The sequence below is a fragment of the Amycolatopsis silviterrae genome, from assembly GCF_042684085.1.
Taxonomy (GTDB): Bacteria; Actinomycetota; Actinomycetes; order Mycobacteriales; family Pseudonocardiaceae; genus Amycolatopsis; species Amycolatopsis silviterrae.
In genome coordinates this window covers 105,472-125,955 of sequence record NZ_JBHUKS010000016.1, presented here as the reverse complement: position 1 = coordinate 125,955, position 20,484 = coordinate 105,472, and the positions used below count along the sequence as shown (strand labels likewise).

The 20,484-nt window shown below is 70.2% G+C and carries 21 protein-coding genes; 6 read left to right on the top strand and 15 right to left on the bottom strand.

Annotated features, from left to right (window positions below):
• Positions 1-225 precede the first annotated feature (225 nt).
• Positions 226-1,092, top strand: coding sequence for an AfsR/SARP family transcriptional regulator (locus ACFSVL_RS23345; RefSeq protein ID WP_378307504.1), 867 nt, complete (start codon positions 226-228; stop codon positions 1,090-1,092).
• Positions 1,093-1,334: 242 nt separating this feature from the next.
• Here the strand turns inward: ACFSVL_RS23345 and ACFSVL_RS23340 are convergent, their stop codons facing one another.
• The 8 genes from ACFSVL_RS23340 to ACFSVL_RS23305 all read right to left on the bottom strand — a co-directional run bounded on the left by ACFSVL_RS23340 (position 1,335) and on the right by ACFSVL_RS23305 (position 9,135).
• The gene (locus tag ACFSVL_RS23340; RefSeq protein WP_378307502.1) at positions 1,335-1,910 is read right to left on the bottom strand and encodes a carboxypeptidase-like regulatory domain-containing protein; all 576 of its coding nucleotides are present in this window, start codon (positions 1,908-1,910) and stop codon (positions 1,335-1,337) included.
• Positions 1,911-2,015: 105 nt separating this feature from the next.
• Positions 2,016-3,140, bottom strand: a complete 1,125-nt coding sequence (locus ACFSVL_RS23335; RefSeq protein WP_378307500.1) for a CoA transferase — start codon at positions 3,138-3,140, stop codon at positions 2,016-2,018.
• Between the two features lie 73 nt (positions 3,141-3,213).
• Positions 3,214-4,428, bottom strand: a complete 1,215-nt coding sequence (locus tag ACFSVL_RS23330; RefSeq protein ID WP_378307498.1) for an acetyl-CoA C-acetyltransferase — start codon at positions 4,426-4,428, stop codon at positions 3,214-3,216.
• Entirely contained in the window at positions 4,421-5,260 is an 840-nt protein-coding gene (locus ACFSVL_RS23325; RefSeq protein ID WP_378307496.1) for an FAS1-like dehydratase domain-containing protein, read from the bottom strand. Before ACFSVL_RS23325 ends, ACFSVL_RS23330 begins: the two co-directional genes overlap by 8 nt.
• 20 nt (positions 5,261-5,280) lie before the next feature.
• On the bottom strand, positions 5,281-6,006 hold the full coding sequence (gene fabG, locus ACFSVL_RS23320; protein WP_378307494.1) for a 3-oxoacyl-ACP reductase FabG: 726 nt from the start codon (positions 6,004-6,006) through the stop codon (positions 5,281-5,283).
• A gap of 8 nt (positions 6,007-6,014) precedes the next feature.
• Positions 6,015-7,163 (bottom strand): acyl-CoA dehydrogenase family protein, encoded by a 1,149-nt coding sequence (locus ACFSVL_RS23315; protein ID WP_378307492.1) that lies wholly within the window; start codon positions 7,161-7,163, stop codon positions 6,015-6,017.
• The gene (locus tag ACFSVL_RS23310; protein WP_378307490.1) at positions 7,160-7,978 is read right to left on the bottom strand and encodes an HpcH/HpaI aldolase/citrate lyase family protein; all 819 of its coding nucleotides are present in this window, start codon (positions 7,976-7,978) and stop codon (positions 7,160-7,162) included. Before ACFSVL_RS23310 ends, ACFSVL_RS23315 begins: the two co-directional genes overlap by 4 nt.
• Complete coding sequence (locus ACFSVL_RS23305) at positions 7,975-9,135, bottom strand: acyl-CoA dehydrogenase family protein (protein WP_378307488.1); 1,161 nt, start codon at positions 9,133-9,135, stop codon at positions 7,975-7,977. Before ACFSVL_RS23305 ends, ACFSVL_RS23310 begins: the two co-directional genes overlap by 4 nt.
• Before the next feature lie 191 nt (positions 9,136-9,326).
• On the opposite strand from ACFSVL_RS23305, the gene ACFSVL_RS23300 reads away from it, so the two are divergent.
• Complete coding sequence (locus ACFSVL_RS23300; protein ID WP_378307486.1) at positions 9,327-10,031, top strand: GntR family transcriptional regulator; 705 nt, start codon at positions 9,327-9,329, stop codon at positions 10,029-10,031.
• Positions 10,032-10,046: 15 nt separating this feature from the next.
• Here the strand turns inward: ACFSVL_RS23300 and ACFSVL_RS23295 are convergent, their stop codons facing one another.
• Genes ACFSVL_RS23295 through ACFSVL_RS23275 form a run of 5 tightly spaced genes read right to left on the bottom strand, consistent with a single transcriptional unit; the run spans position 10,047 to position 15,284 of the window.
• Positions 10,047-11,252, bottom strand: coding sequence for a PucR family transcriptional regulator (locus ACFSVL_RS23295; protein WP_378307484.1), 1,206 nt, complete (start codon positions 11,250-11,252; stop codon positions 10,047-10,049).
• Between the two features lie 33 nt (positions 11,253-11,285).
• Positions 11,286-11,648, bottom strand: a complete 363-nt coding sequence (locus ACFSVL_RS23290) for a RidA family protein (RefSeq protein WP_378307482.1) — start codon at positions 11,646-11,648, stop codon at positions 11,286-11,288.
• Complete coding sequence (locus ACFSVL_RS23285) at positions 11,645-12,865, bottom strand: NAD(P)/FAD-dependent oxidoreductase (RefSeq protein ID WP_378307481.1); 1,221 nt, start codon at positions 12,863-12,865, stop codon at positions 11,645-11,647. Before ACFSVL_RS23285 ends, ACFSVL_RS23290 begins: the two co-directional genes overlap by 4 nt.
• The gene (locus tag ACFSVL_RS23280) at positions 12,856-13,845 is read right to left on the bottom strand and encodes a dipeptidase (RefSeq protein ID WP_378307479.1); all 990 of its coding nucleotides are present in this window, start codon (positions 13,843-13,845) and stop codon (positions 12,856-12,858) included. Before ACFSVL_RS23280 ends, ACFSVL_RS23285 begins: the two co-directional genes overlap by 10 nt.
• Positions 13,845-15,284 (bottom strand): amidohydrolase family protein, encoded by a 1,440-nt coding sequence (locus ACFSVL_RS23275; RefSeq protein WP_378307477.1) that lies wholly within the window; start codon positions 15,282-15,284, stop codon positions 13,845-13,847. Before ACFSVL_RS23275 ends, ACFSVL_RS23280 begins: the two co-directional genes overlap by 1 nt.
• Positions 15,285-15,461: 177 nt before the next feature.
• Here ACFSVL_RS23275 and ACFSVL_RS23270 point away from each other — a divergent pair, with 177 nt between their 5' ends.
• Positions 15,462-16,841 (top strand): serine hydrolase domain-containing protein, encoded by a 1,380-nt coding sequence (locus tag ACFSVL_RS23270; RefSeq protein ID WP_378307475.1) that lies wholly within the window; start codon positions 15,462-15,464, stop codon positions 16,839-16,841.
• On the opposite strand, the gene ACFSVL_RS23265 is transcribed toward ACFSVL_RS23270, so the two are convergent.
• Positions 16,838-17,296: a GNAT family N-acetyltransferase gene (locus tag ACFSVL_RS23265; RefSeq protein ID WP_378307473.1), complete on the bottom strand. Its 459-nt coding sequence runs from the start codon at positions 17,294-17,296 to the stop codon at positions 16,838-16,840. The two genes, ACFSVL_RS23270 and ACFSVL_RS23265, sit on opposite strands and share 4 nt — an antisense overlap.
• Before the next feature lie 77 nt (positions 17,297-17,373).
• On the opposite strand from ACFSVL_RS23265, the gene ACFSVL_RS23260 reads away from it, so the two are divergent.
• The 3 genes from ACFSVL_RS23260 to ACFSVL_RS23250 all read left to right on the top strand — a co-directional run bounded on the left by ACFSVL_RS23260 (position 17,374) and on the right by ACFSVL_RS23250 (position 19,892).
• Complete coding sequence (locus tag ACFSVL_RS23260) at positions 17,374-18,195, top strand: helix-turn-helix domain-containing protein (RefSeq protein ID WP_378307828.1); 822 nt, start codon at positions 17,374-17,376, stop codon at positions 18,193-18,195.
• A gap of 65 nt (positions 18,196-18,260) precedes the next feature.
• Entirely contained in the window at positions 18,261-18,842 is a 582-nt protein-coding gene (locus ACFSVL_RS23255) for a dihydrofolate reductase family protein (RefSeq protein ID WP_378307471.1), read from the top strand.
• 69 nt (positions 18,843-18,911) lie between these two features.
• A complete protein-coding gene (locus ACFSVL_RS23250) occupies positions 18,912-19,892 on the top strand; it encodes an RNA polymerase subunit sigma-70 (protein WP_378307469.1) in 981 nt (326 codons plus the stop codon).
• Positions 19,893-19,904: 12 nt separating this feature from the next.
• On the opposite strand, the gene ACFSVL_RS23245 is transcribed toward ACFSVL_RS23250, so the two are convergent.
• Positions 19,905-20,471, bottom strand: a complete 567-nt coding sequence (locus ACFSVL_RS23245) for a dihydrofolate reductase family protein (protein ID WP_378307467.1) — start codon at positions 20,469-20,471, stop codon at positions 19,905-19,907.
• Between the last annotated feature and the right edge of the window lie 13 nt (positions 20,472-20,484).

The following is a 20,484-nucleotide window of genomic DNA, read 5'->3' as shown; positions in this document are numbered from 1 at the left end:
TTGTCCCGGTAAGGAATAACTGCTCACGGGATGCCGCGACAGTTGGTTGACGGCATACCTGGCCGGTGGTAAAGTCGATTTTGCTTTCCGGTGGCATCGCTTCGGAAAGAATGACTGGGTCTGGGGTCGGAGCACTAAGTATTCTCCTTCGCGGGCAATTCTGGGCGCGACGAAGCGCTCGTCGAACGACATGCTTGAAGAACCTATAAACTTGGGGGGTTCGTTGTGGCATTCACTGCGACTTCGGCGCGGTGCGAGGATCTCGCCGAGCGTCACGAGCAGAACGCGGAACTGCGCATCGTCGGGCAGGTTCCCGTGGACAGGCCGAGACCTGCGGAAAACAGCCGGGTCAGGTTCTCGCTCCTGGGCTCGCTGCAGGTGTGGAAGGGGGTGCGCGACTGCACCCCGAAAGCGCCGAAAGTGCTGCAGGTGCTGGCCTTGCTGCTGGTCAGGGCGAACCAGGTGGTCGGCACCGATTCGCTGATCCGGGAACTGTGGGGCGAGGACGCCCCGCGCAGCGCGCTGACCACCCTGCAGACGTACGTCAGCCAGCTGCGCAGGCTGATCGAGCAGGAACGGCTCGCGGGCGGCGACGAGATCTTGATCACCCGCTCGCCGGGCTACCTCCTGCGAGTCGGGTCCGACCAGCTCGACCTGCGGCGCTTCGACGAACTGCGGCAGCGCGGCAGGCGCGACTTCGCCGAGGGCAGGTTCGCCGACGCCGCCGTGCACCTGCGGTCCGCGCTCGAGCTGTGGGCGGAGACCCCGCTGGCGAACATCAAGCTCGGCCCGCACCTCTCGGCGTACGCGGTCGACCTCCAGGAGCAACGGCGCGACACGCTCCAGCTGGCCATCGAGTCCGAGATGGAACTGGGCAGGCACCGCGAACTGATCGCCGAACTGCGCTCCCTCGCCGCGCGCTACGCCTCCGACGAATGGTTCTGCCGCCAGCTCATGCGAGCCCTCGACAGCAGCGGCCGCCGCGGTGACGCACTGGTGGCCTATCAGGAACTCCGCACGACCCTGCGCGACGAACTCGGCATCGACCCGTCCCGCGAGACCGAGGCGGTCTACCGCCAGCTGCTGGAGTAACCGCCCCTCGCGAGCGCCTCGTCCGGCCCGTCCGCCCGGCACGGCCCGGACGGCGCTCGCGAGCCGGTCCCGCAGCGCCCAGGCTTTCGGTCCACTGTGGACGTTGGTCCGGTCCGTCGTGCCCGCGCGCCGCCCGAGGGCAGGGCCCGGAACCTGCTGGGGAAAGGACAGCAGGTTCCGGACCCAGGTCAACAGCCCGCCGGGAGTGTTCGGCGGGAGGTGTCGGGGGGAGCGTCGGCGGGTCATCGGCATTCCGCGCCCTGCTCGGCGTTCGGAGGGAGAGGTGCGTCGCCGAGTCCGATGCGCCCGGACGGGATCACCGCGGGGTCCCCGGCTTCGGCTGGCGCTGGTGCCTCATCGATCCTGGTGTCGGCAGCGAGTGCGAAGCCGCGCCCCGGCAGTCCGGACGGAGCCATCGCGGGTTCCTCGGCTTCAATCGACCCCGGCGTCCCGAAGACTCCCGAAAGCCGTCCAGCATCCTCAGGCACCACGACGTCCTGCCGCAGCCGCCCGGCCAGCACGGTGATGAACTCCGCCGACGGCGGCCCCTGCGGGCTCGTGCAGGTCAGCAGATAGCGACCGTCGCCGGCGGTCCGTAGTGCGTAGGTGCCGTCGCCCCGGCTGCGGGTGACGTCCACCTGATTGCCCGTGGCGTCGACCAGCGCCAGTTCCGCTCCGCCGACCGCGGCGCCGTTCGCGCGGCGCACCCGTCCGCTCACCCCGCCGGCCGAGGTCGCGGGCCGGCGCGGCGGCAGCAGGATCGCGGCCCGCGTCCGGCGTCCCTGTTCGATCGGCGGCGTTTCCCCCGCGTCGTCCATGGGTCTGATACTACGCTTCAAATGGGACTGAGTGTCAAAAAATTTTCCCCCGCCCGCCGGCTCCGGCGGCGCTCAAGCCTCCCTCCAGCGCGGCACAAGGGTTGGTCAGCCCAGTACCTCGTCGTTGTGCTGCCCCACCTCCGGAGCCGCCCGCGGATCCAGCCGGGAACCGTCCACCTGGATCGGCGACTTCGGCGCCCAATGCCGTCCCGCGCCCGGCTGGTCGACCTCCCCGAACAGCGCCCGCCCCTCCAACTCGGTGCCCAGTTCGGCGAAGCTGCGGTAGCGCTCCCACAGAATCCGGTGCCGGGTAAGCACTTCCGCCACCTCGGCATACGGCGTCCGCCCAAACCACCGCGCCAGCAGCGGCGAGATCACGTCGCGGTGCCGGTACCGGTCGGATTCGGTGGCAAACGAGATGCCCAGCGTCTCACTCAGCCCGGCGAAGGCGTCGGCAAGTCCGGTGGCGGCGAGCATTTTGTGCCAGTGCCGTTCGGTGAGCAGCACGATCATCACCCGGACACCGTCGGCGGTCTCGAAGTCGTCGCCGTAAGTGCCGTAGATCTCGTTGCCGGACTTGGCCCGGGAATGGTCGGTGAGCTGTGCCTCGGCGAGGTACCCGAGGTTCCCGGCGGTGGCGAGCGCGACGTCCTCCAGCGCGACCTGAATGGACCGGCCCTCCCCGGTGACCTGCCGATGCCGTTCAGCAGCGAGCAGCCCGACGGCCAGGTACAGCCCGGCGCAGACGTCCCACGCGGGCACCACGTGGTTGACCGGCTCCGGACCCGTGCCGGTGAGCAGCGGGAAGCCGGTGCCGGCTTGCACCGTGTAGTCCACCGCGGCACCGCCGTCGGCGCGTCCGGACAGGAGCACGTGGATGAGGTCGGGCCGTCGCGCGCTCAGGGCCTCGTAACCGAGGTCCGGGTGCCGCGAAGTGTTCGTCACGACCACGCACGGTCCGCCGCCGACGATCAGGTCCGCGACCCTGCGACGGTCCACTTCGGACTCCAGGTCGACCGCGACGGCGCGTTTCCCCTTGTTGAGCCCGGACCAGTAGAGGCTGGTCCCGGCGTCGGACAACGGCCAGCGTGTACGGTCGGCGGCGCCGCCGAGCGGTTCGACCCGGATGACGTCCGCGCCGAGCTGGGCGAGGGTGAGCCCGCACAGCGGCGTCGCGACGTACGCGGACAGCTCGACCACCCGCAGTCCGGCCAGCAGCGCCGGGTTCATGCGCGGCCTTCGAGGTTTGAAGCGAGGTGCGCCCGGCCGGCCCGGACCTCGTCGACCGAACCGAAGACGCGGGTCACGAGGCGATCCGTTCGAACACCGCGGCCAGGCCCTGCCCGCCGCCGATGCACATGGTTTCGAGGCCGTAGCGGGCTTCGCGGCGCTGCATTTCCCGCGCCATTGTCGTGAGGATTCGAGTGCCAGTCGCGCCGACCGGATGGCCCAGCGAGATTCCCGAGCCGTGCACATTGAGCCGGTCGAAATCCTTTCCGCCGAAGCCCCATTCCCGCGTGCACGCCAGCGCTTGCGCGGCGAATGCCTCGTTGAGTTCGATCAAGTCGATGTCGGAGATCTTGAGTCCGGCGCGTTCGAGTGCGAGTGCGGAGGCGGGGACGGGTCCGATGCCCATGATCTTCGGCTCGACCCCGGCGACGCCGTGGGAGACCAGCCGCACCAGCGGGTGCAAGCCAAGCTGCTCGGCACGTTCGCGGGTGGTGACGATGCATACTGCGGCGGCGTCGTTCTGGCCGCTGGCGTTGCCCGCGGTGACGGTGGCGTCGGGGTCCTGTTTGCCCAGCACTGGTCGCAGCTTCGCCAGGGTCTCGACGGTCGTGTCCGGGCGAGGGTGCTCGTCGGTGTCCACGACGACGGTGCCCTTCCGCGTCTCGACCGGCACCGGGACGATCTCCTCGGCGAAGACTCCGGATTGCTGTGCGGCGACGGCCCGGTGGTGCGACCTCGCGGCGAGCCGGTCCTGTTCTTCGCGGCTGATGCCGTACTGCCGCCGCAGGTTCTCCGCGGTCTCCAGCATGCCGCCGGGCACCGGGTAGTGCTTGCCGCCGGGGGTCTGGCGGCCGCGGGTGAGGGAGTCGTGCAGGTGGACGCCCGCGCCGCTCGCGCCCCAGCGGAGGTCGTTGGCGTAGAAGACGGTGTTGGACATGCTTTCCGCGCCGCCCGCGACGATCAGCTCGCTCGCGCCCACCTGCACCTGCAGCGCGGCCAGCAGCACCGACTGCAGTCCGGAACCGCAGCGCCGGTCGACCTGCATCCCGGGAACGGTGACCGGCAGCCCCGCGTCCAGCGCGACGACCCGGCCGATCGCCGGGGCCTCGGTGGTGGGGTAGCAGTGGCCGAGGATGACGTCGTCGATCGCGTCGGCGGGCAGGCCGGTGCGTTCCAGCAGGCCCTTGAGCGCGATGGTGGCGAGGTCGGCGGCGGGCACGCTCTTGAGCGCGCCGCCGAAGCGTCCGATCGGGGTGCGGACAGGTTCGCAGATGACGGCGTCACGCATGGGAAGTGCCTTCCTCGTGATAATCGGCTTCGAGGCTGGTGCGCGGTCCGGCAGCGCCGGTGAGGGTCAGGGTCGCGCCGCCGGGACGCGGCTCGGTGCGCAGCTGCGCGGGCTGGCCGCAGAACAGCGGGGCCAGGTTCCGGTGCGCCAGCCGGGTCACGCGCGCGGCGGGGGAGTCCAGGCGCAGCACTTCGGCCAGCGCGAGCGACATCAGCGGCCCGTGGACGACGAGGCCGGGGTAGCCCTCGGTCCGGGTGGCGTAGGGCCAGTCGTAGTGGATGCGGTGCGGGTTTGCGGTGGCGGCGGAGAAGCGCATCAGCAGGGTGGGGTCGGTGGCGAAATCCCAGCCGTCCTCGGTGCGGCGGAACGGGGCACCGGCGAGGTCGGCGGGTTCGACCGGCGCTTCGGCGGTGGTCGTGCCTGCTTCGCGGTAGATGAGGTCCTGGCGTTCCTCGACGAGCGGCGAACCGTCCACGCTGGACAGCACGGTCCGTACTACGACGATCACCAGCTTGCCAGAGCGGCCGGATTTCTCGGTCACGGAGTCCACAATGGACCTTCGGGTGACGGTTTCGCCGATCTTCGGGGCGCGGTGTATCAGGACTTCTCCTCCGGCGAACATTCGCCGGGGCAGGTCGGTCGGCGGGAGGAAGGTGCCGCGGGCGGGGTGGCCGTCGGGGCCGAGTTCGGCGGAACTGGGCCAGCGGGGGAGCGCGACCCAGTGCCACAGCGGCGGCAGGTCCTCGCCCGGCCGTGGCGCGGGAAGCCCGTTGTCGAAGAGCGCGGCCAGTGCCGCGACCGGGGCCGGGTCGACCAGCTCCGCGGTCGTCACCGCATGCGGTTCCCAGCCGGTCACATGAACCGCCCGCCTGTCACTTCGAGCACCGTCCCGGTCATGTACGACGACAGGTCGGACGCCAGAAACAAGGCCACCGAAGCGATTTCGCCGACCTCGCCCGCGCGGCGCATCGGGATCTCGGCCATCTTCTGGTCCCACGCCTTCTGCGGCATCGCCTCGGTCATCGCGGTGCGGATGAGACCGGGCTGGATGGCGTTGACCCGGACGCCGTGGTGCGCCATTTCCTTGGCGGCGGCTTTGGTGAGTCCGACGATCCCGGCTTTGGCGGCGGAGTAGTTGGTCTGGCCGACCATGCCGACCTTGCCCGACAGCGACGACAGGTTCACGATCGCGCCGCTCTTGCGTTCGCGCATGATGGCGGCGGCTTTGCGGGTGCCGTTCCAGGTTCCCTTGAGGTGCACGGAAATGACCTGGTCGAAGTCGTCCTCGGTCATGGTGCGCATGGTGGCGTCGCGGGTGATGCCCGCGTTGTTGACGAACACGTCCACCGGAGACGGGGCCGCGGCGAGCAGAGTGTCCACATCGGATGCTGTGGTGACGTCGCAGCGGACGCCGATGGCGTCGCCGTTGAGGCTGTGCGCGGCTTTCTCGGCGGCGTCGCCGTCGATGTCGCCGAGGACGACGCGCGCTCCGTGGGCGGCGAACAGTTCGGCGATGGCGAGTCCGATGCCTTGGGCGCCGCCGGTGATGACGGCGGTCCGGCCGGTGAGCAGAGTCATGGGGTTCCTCAGATCTTGTTGCGGGCGACGAGCTGGGCGGCGATGACGTTGCGCTGGATTTCGTTGGTTCCCTCGCCGACGATCATCAAGGGGGCGTCGCGGAAGTAGCGTTCGACGTCGTATTCCTTCGAGTACCCGTAGCCGCCGTGCACGCGGATGGCGTCAAGCGCGACCTGCATCGCGGTCTCCGAGGCGAACAGTTTCGCCATCCCGGCCTCCATGTCCGCGCGTTCGCCCGCGTCGAGTTTCTCGGCGGCGTCCAATGTGAGCAGGCGGGCGGCGCGCATTTTGGTGGCCATGTCGGCGAGGAGGTTGCCGACGGATTGGTGTTTCCAGATGGGTTTGCCGAAGGATTCGCGTTCCTGGGCGTAGCGGACGGCGTCGTTCAACGCGGCCTGCCCAACCCCGAGCGCGCGGGAGGCGACCTGGATGCGGCCGACTTCCAGCCCGCGCATCATGTGCGACCAGCCGTGGTTCGGCTCGCCGCCGAGCACCGCGTCCGCGGGCACTTTCTGGCCGTCGAAGACCAGTTCACATGCTTCGACCCCGCGATAGCCGAGTTTGGGGAGCTTCTTGGAGATGGTGAGCCCGTCGCCGGGTTCGACCAGCAGCACGCTCATACCGCGGTGGGCGGGTTTCGCGTCGCGGTCGGTGATGCACAGCAGCCCGATCAACCCGGAGTGCGCGGCGTTGGAGATCCAGGTCTTCGACCCGGTGATCGTGTAACCCTCGTCGCCCGGCACGGCCTGGGTGCGCATCGCCTGCAGGTCGCTGCCGCCGCCCGGCTCGGTCAGCGCCATCGTCGCCCGGATCCGGCCCTCCGCCATCGCGGGCAAGTACTTCTCACGCTGCTCCGGCGTGCCGAAGGTCTTGATCAGATACGTGATGACCGAGTGCCCGCCGATGGCGCCCGCGAGGCTCATCCAGCCGCGGGCGAGTTCCTCGGTGACCCGGGCGAAGCAGGCGGTGCTGACGTCCACTCCGCCGTACTCGGCCGGGGCGAGCAGCCCGAAGAACCCGAGCTTCTTCATCTCCTCGATGAACTCGGCCGGGTAGACGTCGTCGGCCTCGAACTCGCGGACCCGGGGCCGGACTCGTTCGTCCACGAAGTCTGCGACCAGGGCGACCATCTGCTGTTCGTCGTCGGTGAGCGTCATCGCCCGTTCCCTTCTCGTGCCTGCCGGAGGACGCGCTGAGCACGCTCCAGCACCGGTTTGTCGACCATCTGCCCGCCCACCGCGACCGCGCCGCCCGCACCGGCGGCGTCGAGGATCGAGTGCGCCCAGCGGATTTCTTCGCGCGTCGGCCGCAGCGCCGCCGCGGCGACGGGGACCTGTTTCGGGTGCACGCACAGCTTTCCGGCGAACCCGAGCCGCCGCGCGTAGTGGACTTCGTCGGTGAGGTGCAGTTCGTTGTCGAGATCCGCGGTGACGCCGTCGATCGGCCCGGGCAGACCGGCCGCCGCCGACGCGAGCACGAGCGCGCCCCGGGCGGCGACGAACGCGTCCCGGTCGGCCGGATCGGCGCCCAGTTCCGCGGCGAGGTCGAAGCTGCCGAACGCGAGGCGGTGCACGTTCGGGACGGTGGCGGTGTCCCGCGCGTCCAGGATCCCGCGTGCGGTTTCGATCAGCGCGATCACGGCGGGCAGGACGCCGAGCTGTTCGGCCGCGGCGCGGGTCGTCGCGGGTTCGGCTTTCGGCAGCATCACGGTGCACCGGCGGCCCCTGAGCGCGGCGAGGTCTTCGTCGTGCCACGGGGTGCCGGCGGCGTTGACCCGCACCGCGCACTCGGGGTTTTCCTTGAGCCACGCGACGACCTGTTCCCGCGCGTACTCCTTGCGCTCCGGGGCGACCGCGTCCTCCAGATCGAGCACGACCAGGCTCGGCTTGGCGGCCATCGCCTTGCCGAAGCGTTCCGGCCGGTCGCCCGGGACGAACAGGAGGGTCGCCGCTTCCCTCGCCCGGTTGGTCATTTCTTCGCCTGGCGCACGAGGCCGCCGCCGATGATCAGCCGCTGGATCTCGCTGGTGCCTTCGTAGAGCCGCAGGAGCCGGATGTCGCGGTAGATCCGTTCGACGGGGACGTCGCGCATGTAGCCGGTGCCGCCGTGGATCTGCACCGCGAGGTCGGCGACCTTGCCCGCCATCTCGGTGCAGTACAGCTTCGCCGCGGACGGCCCGATCCGACGGTCCTCACCGGACACGTAGCGCGCCGCGGTCTCCCGCACCAAAGCCCGACCGGCCATCACCCCGGTCTGCTGGTCGGCCAGCATCGCTTGCACCAGCTGGAAATCGCCGATCGCCTGCCCGCCCTGCGTCGCCGACGCGGCATACGCCACCGATTCGTCCAGCGCCCGCTGCGCGGAACCGACCGCCAGCGCGGCGATGTGCACGCGTCCCCGTGCCAGCGAGGTCATCGCGGCCCGGTATCCGTCGTCCTCGTTCCCGCCGACCAGCGCGGACCCCGGCACCCGGACATTGTTGAAGGTGACGTCCGCGGTCCAGGCGCCTTCCTGGCCCATCTTCTTGTCCTTCGGCCCGACCTCCAACCCCGGCGTGCCCGCCGGGACGAGGAACACCGCGATGCCCGGCCCGGACTCGTCGGCGGGGCGGGTGCGGGCGAACACGACGAACAGGTCCGCCAGGGGAGCGTTGGTGATGAACCGTTTCTGCCCGTCGAGCACCCACTCGTCCCCGTCACGCACCGCCTTCGTGCGCAGCCCGGCCGGATTCGACCCGGCCCCGGGCTCAGTGAGCGCGAAGGACGCGACGACCTCGCCCGACGCGATGCGCTCCAGCCACTCGCTCTTCTGCTCGTCGGTGCCGAACCCGACCAGCACCTGCCCGGCGATGCCGTTGTTGGTGCCGAACATCGACCGCAACGCCAGCGACGTGTAACCGAACTCCATCGCCAGTTCGACGTCCTGGGTCAGGTCGAGCCCGAGCCCGCCCCACTCCTGCGGGATCGCGTACCCGAACAGGCCCATCTCCGCCGCCTGCGCCCGCAGGTCGTCGGGGATGGCGTCGCCGTCCATGATCTCCTGCTCGCGCGGAACGACCTTCGCCCGGACGAAGTCGCGCACCAGCTCCAGAATCGGCCGGAAGTCCTCGGGGGTAACCGCTGCTGCCATGCCTCACACTATGGCTCAGCCGGCCGTTCAGGAAAATACTTTATCAGAAATCATCTGATGGCTCACATCGCCGAACAGACCTCCAGTGGGGTAAATCTCCAGTTCAGCAGGCATTTCCGGCTGCCGCACGGGAGAGCGGCGCAGCCGGAGCGATCCGCCAGACGTGGCCCGGTCGTGTAATACTTCATCCGATGCAGGGATGGGAGAAGGTCGTGGCGATGCCCGAAACCGCGAGTGCCGGACCGCGCCGCACCGGTCCGGCGAACCTCAAGGCGCTGGCCGCGCAGGAGATCCGGCGGCGGGTCTTCTCCGGCCAGCTGCGCGCCGGGGCGAAGATCGACCAGGAAGCGCTGGCCGACGAACTCGGCATCAGCAAACTGCCCGTCCGCGAAGCGCTGATCACGCTCGACCACGAGGGCGTGGTGGAGCACATCGCCCGCCGGGGCGCGTTCGTCGCCCGGATGACGCGCGACGACATCCGGGACCACTACCGCGTGTTCGGCGTCGTGTCCGGACTGGCGGCGGAGCGCGCGGCGAAGAACCTGTCCCCGGAAAGCCTGCAGGCGCTGCACGACCTCGCGGACCGGATGGACTCCGCGGTGGACCGTGCCGAACAGGAACGGCTGAACTACGAGTTCCACCGCCGGATCAACTACGCCGCGGACTCGCGCCGGCTCCTGTCGCTGCTGGGGATTCTGGCGAAGACGGTGTCGCACGGGTTCTACGAGGCGCACGAGGACTGGCCGGACAAGGCGCGGGACGACCACCGGAAAATCCTGGACGCACTGTCCGCCCGCACGGCCGCCCGGGCGCGCACGCTGGTGGAGAAACACCTCGCGGACGCGGGGGAGCGGGCCGTGGCTTTGCTGGAGAAGCAAGGGTTTTGGGATCGCTGACCGGCACCGGCCGCGTCACACGTCGCCGAGAAGCCGAGCCGCCTTGATCCCGAGATGCAGGACAAGACGGCGTTCCCCGTCGCCCAGATCAAAGCCGGTCAGTTCCTCGATCCGCCGCAGCCGATAGTAAATCGTCGCCCGGTGCACCCCAAGCCGCTCGGCCACCGCACGAGAATCGCCCGCGCGGTCGAGGAAAGTCTCCGCCGTGACGAGCAGCTCTGGATCGGCGTCGAGGAGCGCGGTGATCGCCTCCGCGGCCCCCATGCCGCGGAGCTGTTCGCGCGGCTGCGCGGCCAGCAAGGCATAGATCCCCAGCTCCTCGTGCCGGGCGACAGGCTGGAACGCGCGGATGACGTCGGCGACGCGGATTGCGTCGAGTGCCTGCCGGTACGAGGTCGCGGCGTCGGCCAGCTGCGCGGTCGGCCGGCCCGCCCCGGCGACCACGGCCCGCCAGCGGTCGGCGCGTCCCAGTCGCTGCGCCGCTGACGAGCACAGCTCCTCCGCGAGCCGCGGTACCCGTTCCAGCGCGCGCTGGGTCACGACGAGCAAACCGTGGTTAGGGCGGACCAGCGCCATGCTCTCGCGGACCGGCACCGCGATGGCCGCCGCGCGCAGGGCCGCGCCGAGCGCCAGGCGGTCACCCTCGTCGACCTCCTGTCCGGCTACCGGCAACGGCGCGACGACGATCGCGACGACCCCGCTGCGCGCCGCGAAGAGGTCCGATTCGACGAGCCCATCGGCAGCGAGAGCGCGAGCCGCCTGGTCCTCCGACAGCAGGTCCCGCAGGAATTCCCCGACGCGGGCGTCGTGCAGTTCGCCGAGCGCCCGCTCGCGGAAGAGCACCTCCGCGGCTTCGGCGGTCGCGGCGCTGGCGAGCGCGAGCCCGGCGTCGTCCACCGGTTCTTCGGCGTCGATGAGCCACAGGTAGCCGAACTGGACACCCTGGAACCGGATCGGGATCGCGACGCGCGGCAGCAGCTTGTGCTCCGCGGAAGCGGGAAGGCGCACCGGCCCGTCCGCGCGGGGGAGCCGGAACTGCCGCAACCAGGCGACGGCCTCCGGCGGAGCCTCGCGGTTCAGAATGACCTGCGCGCGCATGTCGTCGATCGGCCCGGCCTGCGCGCTGTAGGCGAGCAGCCGGAAATGGACGTCGTCGACCGCGACCGCCCGTCCCAGCTGCCGGGCCAGCGTGTCCACCACCCGCTGCAGGTCTTCGCTCACGGTTGCCTTCCTTCGCGGCGCTGGTCCCGCCGCTCAGGAAGTGTCGCCGAGCCAAGCGACGACGTCGAGTTCGACCCGGAACGGCGGGACCAGCGCCGCGCCGATCGTCGTCCGCGCGGGACGCTGTCCGGGGAACTCTTCGAGCCAGACCTCGTTGTAGCCGGCGAAGTCCCCGAGGTCTGCCAGGTAAGCGGTGACCTTGAGAATCCGGTCCGGCAGCGCACCGGCCTCCGCCAGTACCCGCCGGACGTTCGCGAAGGCCGCGCGGGCCTCGTCGGGGAACGTCCCGGCCACCGGCCGCCAGTGCTCGTCGACTCCGACCTGACCGGACAACAGCAGGAGATCGCCCTGCCGGCGGAACGCCGGAGCGGGCGGCGGGGTGACGGCGTCGGTCATCGAAACCTCCTGGCGCCCCCGAACGGGGCCAGCTCTGGCGCGTCGATTCCGCTCATCAGCTGTCCGGCCAGCAGCTTCCCGGTGGCCGGGCCCAGCGTCACGCCCCACATGCCGTGGCCGCCCGCGACGTGGACGCCCGGCACCTTCGTCGCCCCGATCACCGGCAGGCCGTCGGGCGTCAACGGCCGGGACCCGACCCAGGGTTCGCGAACGTCCTCCCAGCCAGCGTCGAGGAGCGGCCGGACCGAGCGCAGGATCGCCTCCAGGCGGCGACTGTCGAAGGGCGCGTCCCGGTCGGCGATCTCCATGGTGCCCGTGACCCGGACCCGGTCGCCGTACGGCGTGAGCGTCGCCCGGACACTGGGCAGGTAGGCCGGGCCGGTGAGCGGTTCGGCGAGCCGGACGCTGCACGAGTAGCCGCGTCCGGCCTGCACTGGCACCCGCATGCCCAGCTGCCGGCCCAGTTCCGGCAACCACGCGCCGGTCGCGAGCACGACCGCGTCCGCCCGATGCGGCGGTCCCGCCCAGGTGTCCGCCTGCAGCCCGCCCGGCCCGAATCCGATCGACCGCACGTGCGCGCCCTCGACGATCTCGCCGCCCCGCTCGCGCACCGCCCCGGCGAGCGCGTCGAGGAACGGGCCCGGCGCGAGGAACCGCTGCCCTTCCAGATGCAGCACCCGCAGCACCCGGCTGGAGAACGGAGGCTCGTGTCCCGCCGAGATCCGGTAGGAAACGTCCTGCCCGGCAGCGCGGGCGGCGGCGAGTTCGTGCTCAAGCCCCGCGGTGTCCTGGCCCGCGGTGAACCCGATCCGAACGGTCCGCTCGTGGATCTCCGCGGCGACCCCGCCCTTGACCAGTTCGTCGAAGGCGCGGAGGCTTTCTGCCGCCAGGGGCCCGAGCGCAGCCATGCCTCGCCGCCATCGACACGCCGTCGCGTTCCGGGTGAACCCAGTCAGGAACGCGGTCGGCAGCCCGCGCACCGAGACCGGCGATCCCGGGGTGAGAAGGCTTCGTACGCCTTCCCGCAGCAGGGCGGGCTCCGCGAGCGGCGCGACCATGGCGGGCACGAGGTATCCGGCATTGCCCCACGACGCGCCCGCTCCGACGCCCGAACGCTCCAGGACGGTGACCTCCGCGCCGTGCTCCTGCAGGAACCACGCACACGAAAGCCCGACGACGCCAGCTCCGACGACGACAACGCGCCGGGTCACCGCCATACCTGCCCGGCCACGCGGAGGAAGTTCCCGCCGAGGATGCCCAGCACCGCTTCGGGGGAGTGGCCGCGGTCCAGCAGCGCCGCTGTGATGGCGGGCAGGCGCTCCGGTTCGATGAACTCCAGCCGGTCCCACTGCGAGTAGCTCGGCGGGAACAGGTCCGGATTCGCGGCCAGTTCGGCGTCGGCGCCGGTCTCGGCGAAGCAGAAGTCCAGCCCGAGCCCCACGTGTTCCCAGCCGACCACTTCCACGGCGTGGTCGAGGTGGCGGACGAGCGCCTCGGTGCTCGCGTCGTTGGCCCCCAGGAAGATCCCGACCCCGTTGATCCCGACGACGCCGCCGGTCGCCGCGCACGCGAGCAGCTGGTCGTCCCACACGTTGCGCTCGTGGTCGTGCACCGCCCGCGCCGCCGTGTGGGACAGCACCACCGGAGCCGTCGACGCGGCGAAGACGTCCATCGACGTCCGGTACGAGCAGTGCGCGGCGTCGACCACCATCCCCACCCGGTTCATCTCGGCCACCACCTCCCGGCCGAACGCCGTCAGGCCGCCGTCGGACTCGTCGTGACAGCCCGAGCCGGCGGCATTGCGGTGGTTGTAGGTCAGCAACATGGTGCGCACGCCGAGGTCGTAGTAGGTCTGCACCAGGTCGGCGCGCCCGCCCAGCGGCCGGGTGTCTTCGAGGTCGAACGCGACCGCGAGCCGTCCGGTGGCCTTGGCCGCGCGCACGTCCTCGACGGTGTGCGCCAGGACGTAGCGGTCAGGCCGGGCGAGCAACTGGTGCCGGAACCCCGACAGCACGCGGATCGTGTCCGCGACGTCATGCGGCGCGTAGCCGACGTTCACCGACACGTACGACGCTCCCGCTTCGGCATACCGCCACAGGGCGTCGACATCAGTGTCCGGGTCGAGCGGAAGGCAACAGTGCTGCTCCCACACCAATGCCTGCGCGTGGCACGTGGCAGCGTCCAACGTCGTCGACATCAGTGGTTTCCCTTCACACACGAGGGACAACCCGGCAGACGCGCGCCGTGGTGGAGGGCCCTCTTGTAATGCGCCTCTTCCTCCAGCGCAGGAGGAAGGCCAGCGGTCAACAGCCGCTGCTGCGGCAACGCGTCGAGATCCACCACGGTGCCGTCCTTGATCACGGCGTGGATGCTCTGGTAGTTCTTGGCGCTCTGCAAGGGATCCTCGTCGAGAACGACCAGGTCGGCGATCTTGCCCGCTTCGAGCGTCCCGAGGTCGTCGTCGACCTGGTAGGCCTTGGCGATGTTGCGGGTCGCCGCGTGCAGCAGCGCCATCGGCGACATGCCCTTTTCCTCCATCGCCCGGAGCCAGACGAAATGCCCGGTCGCCAGGCGGCCCAGCGCCTCGTCCTCGGGCAGGCCGTTCCAGGTGCCCTTGATCATCGGCTCGTTCAGGACTTCCGGGGCGAAGATGCCGCCGTCATTGGCGAGGAGGATCGACGCCCCCGAAGCGGCGAGGTTGCGGGCGTTGGCGTCGGCGGCTTTCCACATGGTCCATTCATGGTCCGAAATGGACTCTTTCAGGACCTTGAAACCGTTGTCCGTCAGCGGAAAGACGACGGCGCCACAGTCCTTCCCGGCGAACAGTTCGAGGGTCTCCCGGGGGATCTCGGTGGGCCCGGTCGTGTTGGCGTGCTGCACGAGGTCACAGCCCGCCTCGATCGCCAGCCGCAAGCCCTCGACGGACGAGGTGTGCGCCTGCGCGGTCAACCCGGCGCGATGCGCTTCTTCGACGATGACGCGCTGCGTGCGCTCCGAGAACTGGATGAAGGCGCCAGCCGCGGCCCCGCCGTGCTCGTTCGACGCGTACTTCAGGAAATCCACGCCGCGTTCGAGATACGTGCGGACCTCTTTCCCGACTTCCTCGGGTGTCAGCCACATCAACTGCCGCCCGACGTTCTCGACCCACGCCGCGTTCACCCGGTCGACGAAATGCGAGCTGCCGACGCCGGGGATCCGCCGGTCGAAGTCGTCGGAGAACGGGCCGTCGAAGCCGATGATGTTGCCCGCGCAGCGAATGCGGCTGCCGGGCACCGCGCCCTGGTCGATCCGGTCACGAGCCGCCATCAGCGCCCGCCGCGGCCCCCAGGTGTCGAAGACCGTCGTCATCCCGCTTTTCAGCGCGACCTGCGCGGCCTCGACGATCAAGTCCTCGTAGCGTCCCTCGTAGCGGACGAGTGTCTCGAAGAGGACGTTGACGAGCAGGTGCACGTTGGCGTTCATCAGCCCGGGGATGATGAACTTCCCGCTGAAGTCGAGGGTCTCGGCCGGGGCCGGCAGCTCGTCCGGGCGGTCGATCGCGACGATGCGGCCGTTCTCGATCAGGATCGCGCGTCCGTCGATGCCCTTGTCGGAAACGCCGTCGATGACCGTCGCACCGGTCAGCAGGAGTGACATCGTCGTCTTCCTTCCGTGGTCCTCACGCCGTCACCTCACGCTAGGACGGTCGGCACCGCCCAGGTATGGACAGGAGTCGAGCGGCCATCGCGGACCGTTCGACAATGTTCGAAGACGGCGGACTCCGCTTGCTGGCAGCATCGGAGCACCGAACGCTTCCGGAGAAGGGCCGCACCGATGCTCACCTCGAACGAACTCGCCGCCCGTCTCTCGCGGCTGGCGGAGAAGTTCACCGTGACGGGCGCGTCGGCCGCGCTGTGGCACGACGGCGCCCTCGTCCGGGCCGAGACCGGGACAGCCAACGTGGTGACCGGTGCCCCCGTGCGGCCGGACACGCTGTTCGCCGCCGGATCCGTCACTAAGACGCTCACTTCCACGCTGGCGATGACCCTGGTGGATGAAGGGCGGCTAGACCTCGACGCTCCCGTACTGAAGTACCTGCCCGGCTTCACCACCGCCGACCCTGATCGCTCCGCGGCGATCACCGTCCGGATGCTGCTCAACCACTCGTCCGGTCTGCCCGGCAACTACCTGCCCGACCTGGCCCCGGGCGACGACGTGCTCGAACGGCTCATGCGCGAACTCGCGACGCTGACCGTCACCGGCGTCCCCGGCCGGCGGTTTTCCTACAGCAACATGGGAATGAGCACGCTCGGGCGCCTGGTGGAAACGATCACCGCGGAACGCTTCGACGTCGCGCTGCGCACCCGCCTTCTGCGGCCGCTCGGCATGAACGCGACCGCGGACGCCGAGGAGATGCTGCTCCGCTCAACCGCAGTAGGACACGTCGTCGACCCGGCGACCGGCACCGTCTCCCGGGTCCCGCGCCTGAGGGTCTGGCCCGAATACGGCCCGGCTGGCTCCCGCCTGTGGCTGGACGCCGAGGCATTGATCCACTTCGGACGGACGCACCTCGACGGACCCGGTCTCCTGTCTCCGGCAGCCCTGGAACAAATGCGCACGCCGCAGTACGACGAGTTCTGGGGCTGTCTCCGCGGCTGCGCGAACTTCGGCCTCGGCTGGGGCATCTTCCGGGAGGGCGACGACCCGGTCCTGACGCATTCCGGCGCCAACCTCGGCATGCATTCGACCCTCTACGTCATTCCCCGGCAGCAGGTCGTGCTCGCGGTCCTCACCAACAGCACCACCGGCGCGCTGCTGCATACCACCCTGTGCACGGAAATCCTCGACGAATACTTCGCCGTCAAGGGCCCGCCCGCCATCGCCCCGCCCGGGCCGAGGACCGAGATCGGCAACGAACGCTTCACTGGCCGCTACCGAGCCGCCGACGGCGAGGTGTCCGTCGAGGTCCGCGACGGAAAGCTCCACGCCCGCTTGACTCCCGACGCCGGACTGTCCGAATGGGACCGGCTGATGGGCAGCCCCGCCGGCGGCGGCCAAGCCATGCCGATCACCTGCGTCGACCACGCGCGGAGCCGATTCGTGCTGGACGTCGGAACCCCCGGGAACTACCTGGCGGTGCAGTTCTACGATCCCGGCCCGGACGGACGCCCCACCCTGGTGCGCCTGGGAACGCTCTACGAGCGGACCCCCTAAACCCGGGAAAGGTCCTTGGCGAAATACACCCGGTGATAGCCGTTCTCAACCCCGCGATGCGTTTCCCGGAACCCGTGCCGCGGGTAATACGCGAGGTTTTCGGTCATCGCTTCGTTCGTGTAAAGCCGGACCTCGGCGCGGCCATGCTCCCGGGCATAGGCATCGGTGAAGTCAAGCAGCTGTTTCCCGAGTCCAGTGCCCTGCCGCGCCGGAGAAACGGCGAGGTTGTTGAGCTGCACATGGTCCGGCTTGAGCTTCAGCACCAGCATGCCCACGACGGCCGCGTCGTGCTCGGCCACCCATACCTGCCCCGAATCGACGAGCGAGGGGTAGTCGTCGCGCATGGGGGCGGGTTCGGTGCCCGCCATCCGTTCGACATAGACCGAGTAGGCGGCCCTGGCCAATTCCGCAAGCGCCGCCGCGTCTTCCGGCCGCGCGGCTCGAATGATCGCCATGGGCACAGTATGTCCCCGGGCATTTGCGGCACCGGTGAGGTGTCGGCAATGCTGTGGACGTGGAGTACGTGTCCAGAGTGCCGCGACCGCCGCTGGACGGGCTGATCGACGACCTCTACTACCTCGACGGCGCGCCGCCGTATGCCCGGCTCACGCTGCCGCCGATGCCGGGGGCGTTGCTGATCGTCAACCTCGGGGCGCCGTTCCGCATCCGCTCCGGTGCCGACATCGAGACCGTCGAGTACGCCGACGGCTGCGTGGTCACCACACCCACCCGCGCGCTGGAGTTCGGCTATCCGCCGCGGACCCGGTCCGTCGGCGTGCACTTCAAGCCGTGGGGTCCGGCGTCGTTCCTGCCGATGCCCGCCGCCGAGCTGCGCGATCGGCCGGTGACGATCGAGCAGGTCTGGGGCCGGTCCGCCACCGCCGAGCTGCGAGAGCGGCTGGCTGAGGCGGACGGACCGCACGAGATGCTGACGCTGCTTGAAGACGAGCTGACGCGACGGCTGTCCGAGACCGCGGGCCTGGCGCTGGTCCGCCACACGAGCAGCGTCATCGCGGCGCGCGGCGGGGCGGTGGCGATCGGCGACCTGAGCGTCGCGGCCGGGGTCAGCAGCACTCATCTGGCACAGCGGTTCAAGGAACTCGTCGGCGTCACGCCGAAACGGCTGGCCCGCACCTACCGCTTCGCCTCCACCGTCTTCTCGATCGACGTCGCCGGGCCGGTCGACTGGGGCGAGCTCGCCGGCGGCGCGGGCTACTTCGACCAGGCCCACTTCGGCCACGAGTTCCGCGCGTTCACCGGGTTCACGCCGACCCGGTACGTCGAGGTCCGGAGGCGGTTCCTGCGCGAACATCCCGGCCACGTCCTGGACAGCTGGCCGCTGCCCGCCGATTGATTTCTTACAAGAGCGACCGCGCGCGACCCGCTAATTTGTGGGCACCCCAAGCAAAGGAGAGCCCGGTGGGCAAGGTGGTCCTGTACAGCTCGGTGTCGGCGGACGGCTTCGTCGCGGACGAGAACGACCAGCCCGGACCGCTGTTCGACTGGTTGACCAGCGGCACCGTCCCGCTGGACGACAGCGGCGCGCTGAAGGTGTCGCAGACGTCCTACGACTACACCCGGGCCTACTGGGACCAGATCGGGGTGACGATCGCCGGCCGCCACGTCTTCGACCTCACCGACGGCTGGGACGGGAAGCCGCCGGGCGGGATCGACCACGTGGTCGTCGTGACGCACCGGCCGGCACCCGAGGGCTGGGACCCCGCGGCGCCGTTCCACTTCGTCGACGGCATCGAGGCGGCGATGGCCAAGGCGCAGGAACTGGCGGGGGAGCGCGTCGTCGAGGTCGCCGCCGGCGACGTCGGCGGCCAGATGCTCGCCGCGGGCCTGGTCGACGAGGTGCGGATGGACGTCGTGCCCGTCGTGTTCGGGTCCGGCAAGCGTTTCTTCGGGTCGGTCCAAGCACAGCACCTGCTGGAGGACCCGGACGAGGTGCTCCAGGGCGACCGGGTGCTGCACCTGCGTTATCGGGTGCGCCGCTGACCGATCAGAAATCCCGCGCCGCGACGTCAATTCTGATAGCTCTTCGCACCGGCGGAAGGATTGACGACCATGACCGACGAGGCCGCGTTCTTCGCGGCGGTCCGCTCCGGCGATCCGGCGCGCTTCGCGCTCGTCACGGAGCGCCACCGCCGCGAGCTGCGGGTGCACTGCTACCGGATGCTCGCGAACTACGAGGACGCCCAGGACCTGACGCAGGAGACGTTCCTGCGCGCGTGGCATAAACGGGAGTCGTTCCAGGGCCACGCCGCGCTGCGGACCTGGCTGTACCGGATCGCGACCAACGCCTGCCTCGATTTCCTGGACAAGCGCAACGACCGCACCCCGGTGCCGTCCGACCTGTCGGGCGCCGAGCTGCCGTACCTGCAGCCGTACCCCGACCAGATGCTCCCCGAGGACCCGCAGGAATCGGCGGTGGCGCGGGAAACGATCGAGCTGGCGTTCGTCGTCGCCGTCCAGCACCTGCCGCCGCGGCAGCGCGCGGTGTTCGTCCTGCGCGACGTCCTCGGCTGGCCGGCGTCGAAGGCCGCCGACGCGCTGGACCTGACCGTCGCGTCGGTGACCAGCGCACTGCAGCGGGCACGCGTGACGATGCGCGCGCAGCTGCCCAGCCGCCGCCTCGACTGGCGCAGCCCGGCCACCCACGAGCTGTCGCGCGTCGAGCGCGGCGTGCTGAAGGCGTACCTCGACGCTCACGAGCGCAACGACGTCGCCGGGCTGACGTCCCTGCTGCGCGACGACCTGCGCTTCGCGATGCTGCCCGACCCCGGCACCGTGGTCACGACGGCCAAGGAGGCGGTCGACGGCTGGGTCTCCAGCGGGCTTTTCCAGCGCGGCTACGACGACTGGCGCGGTATCGCGACGACGGTCAACCGGATGCCCGCCGCCGCGCTGTACCTCCGCGCCCCCGGAGACTCGGAGTACCGGCTGTTGAACCTCGCGGTCCTGCACATCGCCGACGGGAAGATCGCCGAACTCACCGGATTCGAGGTCGCCGGGAAGCCGTGGCTGGACCTGTCCTCGACCCGGTGAGCCCAGTCCGGCTCAGCGCCTCGTCTCGTACCGGGTCAGCACGACGCCGCCGGGGAACGTCCGCGTTTCGACCAGGTTCAGGTTCACCCAGCTGTCCAGCGCGGCGAAGAACGGCTTGCCGCCGCCCACCAGGACCGGGTGGACGGCCAGGGCGTACTCGTCGATCAGCCCGGCCCGCATGGCCGCCCCGGCGAGGGTGGCGCCGCCGATGCTCAGCGGGCCGCCGTCCTCGGCCTTGAGCCGGGCGATCTCGGCGACCGCGTCACCGGTGACCAGCCGGGTGTTCCAGCCGAGCTGGCCGCTCGTCGAGGAGAACACCGTCTTCGGCGTGTTCCGCCAGTTCCGGGCGAACTCGATCTCCGCCGCGGTCGCGCCTGGCTGCTGGTCGCCGGTCGGCCAGTAGGAACTCATCGTCTCCCACAGCTTGCGCCCGTACAGCGACCTGCTGATCGCCAGCTCGTAGTCGAGCCACCACTGGAACAGCTCGTCGCTCGGCTCGCTCCAGCCGATGTCGTCGCCTGGCGCGGCGATGTAGCCGTCCAGCGACAGGTTCATGCCGAAGATCAGTTTCCGGGTCATGCCAGCCTCCAGT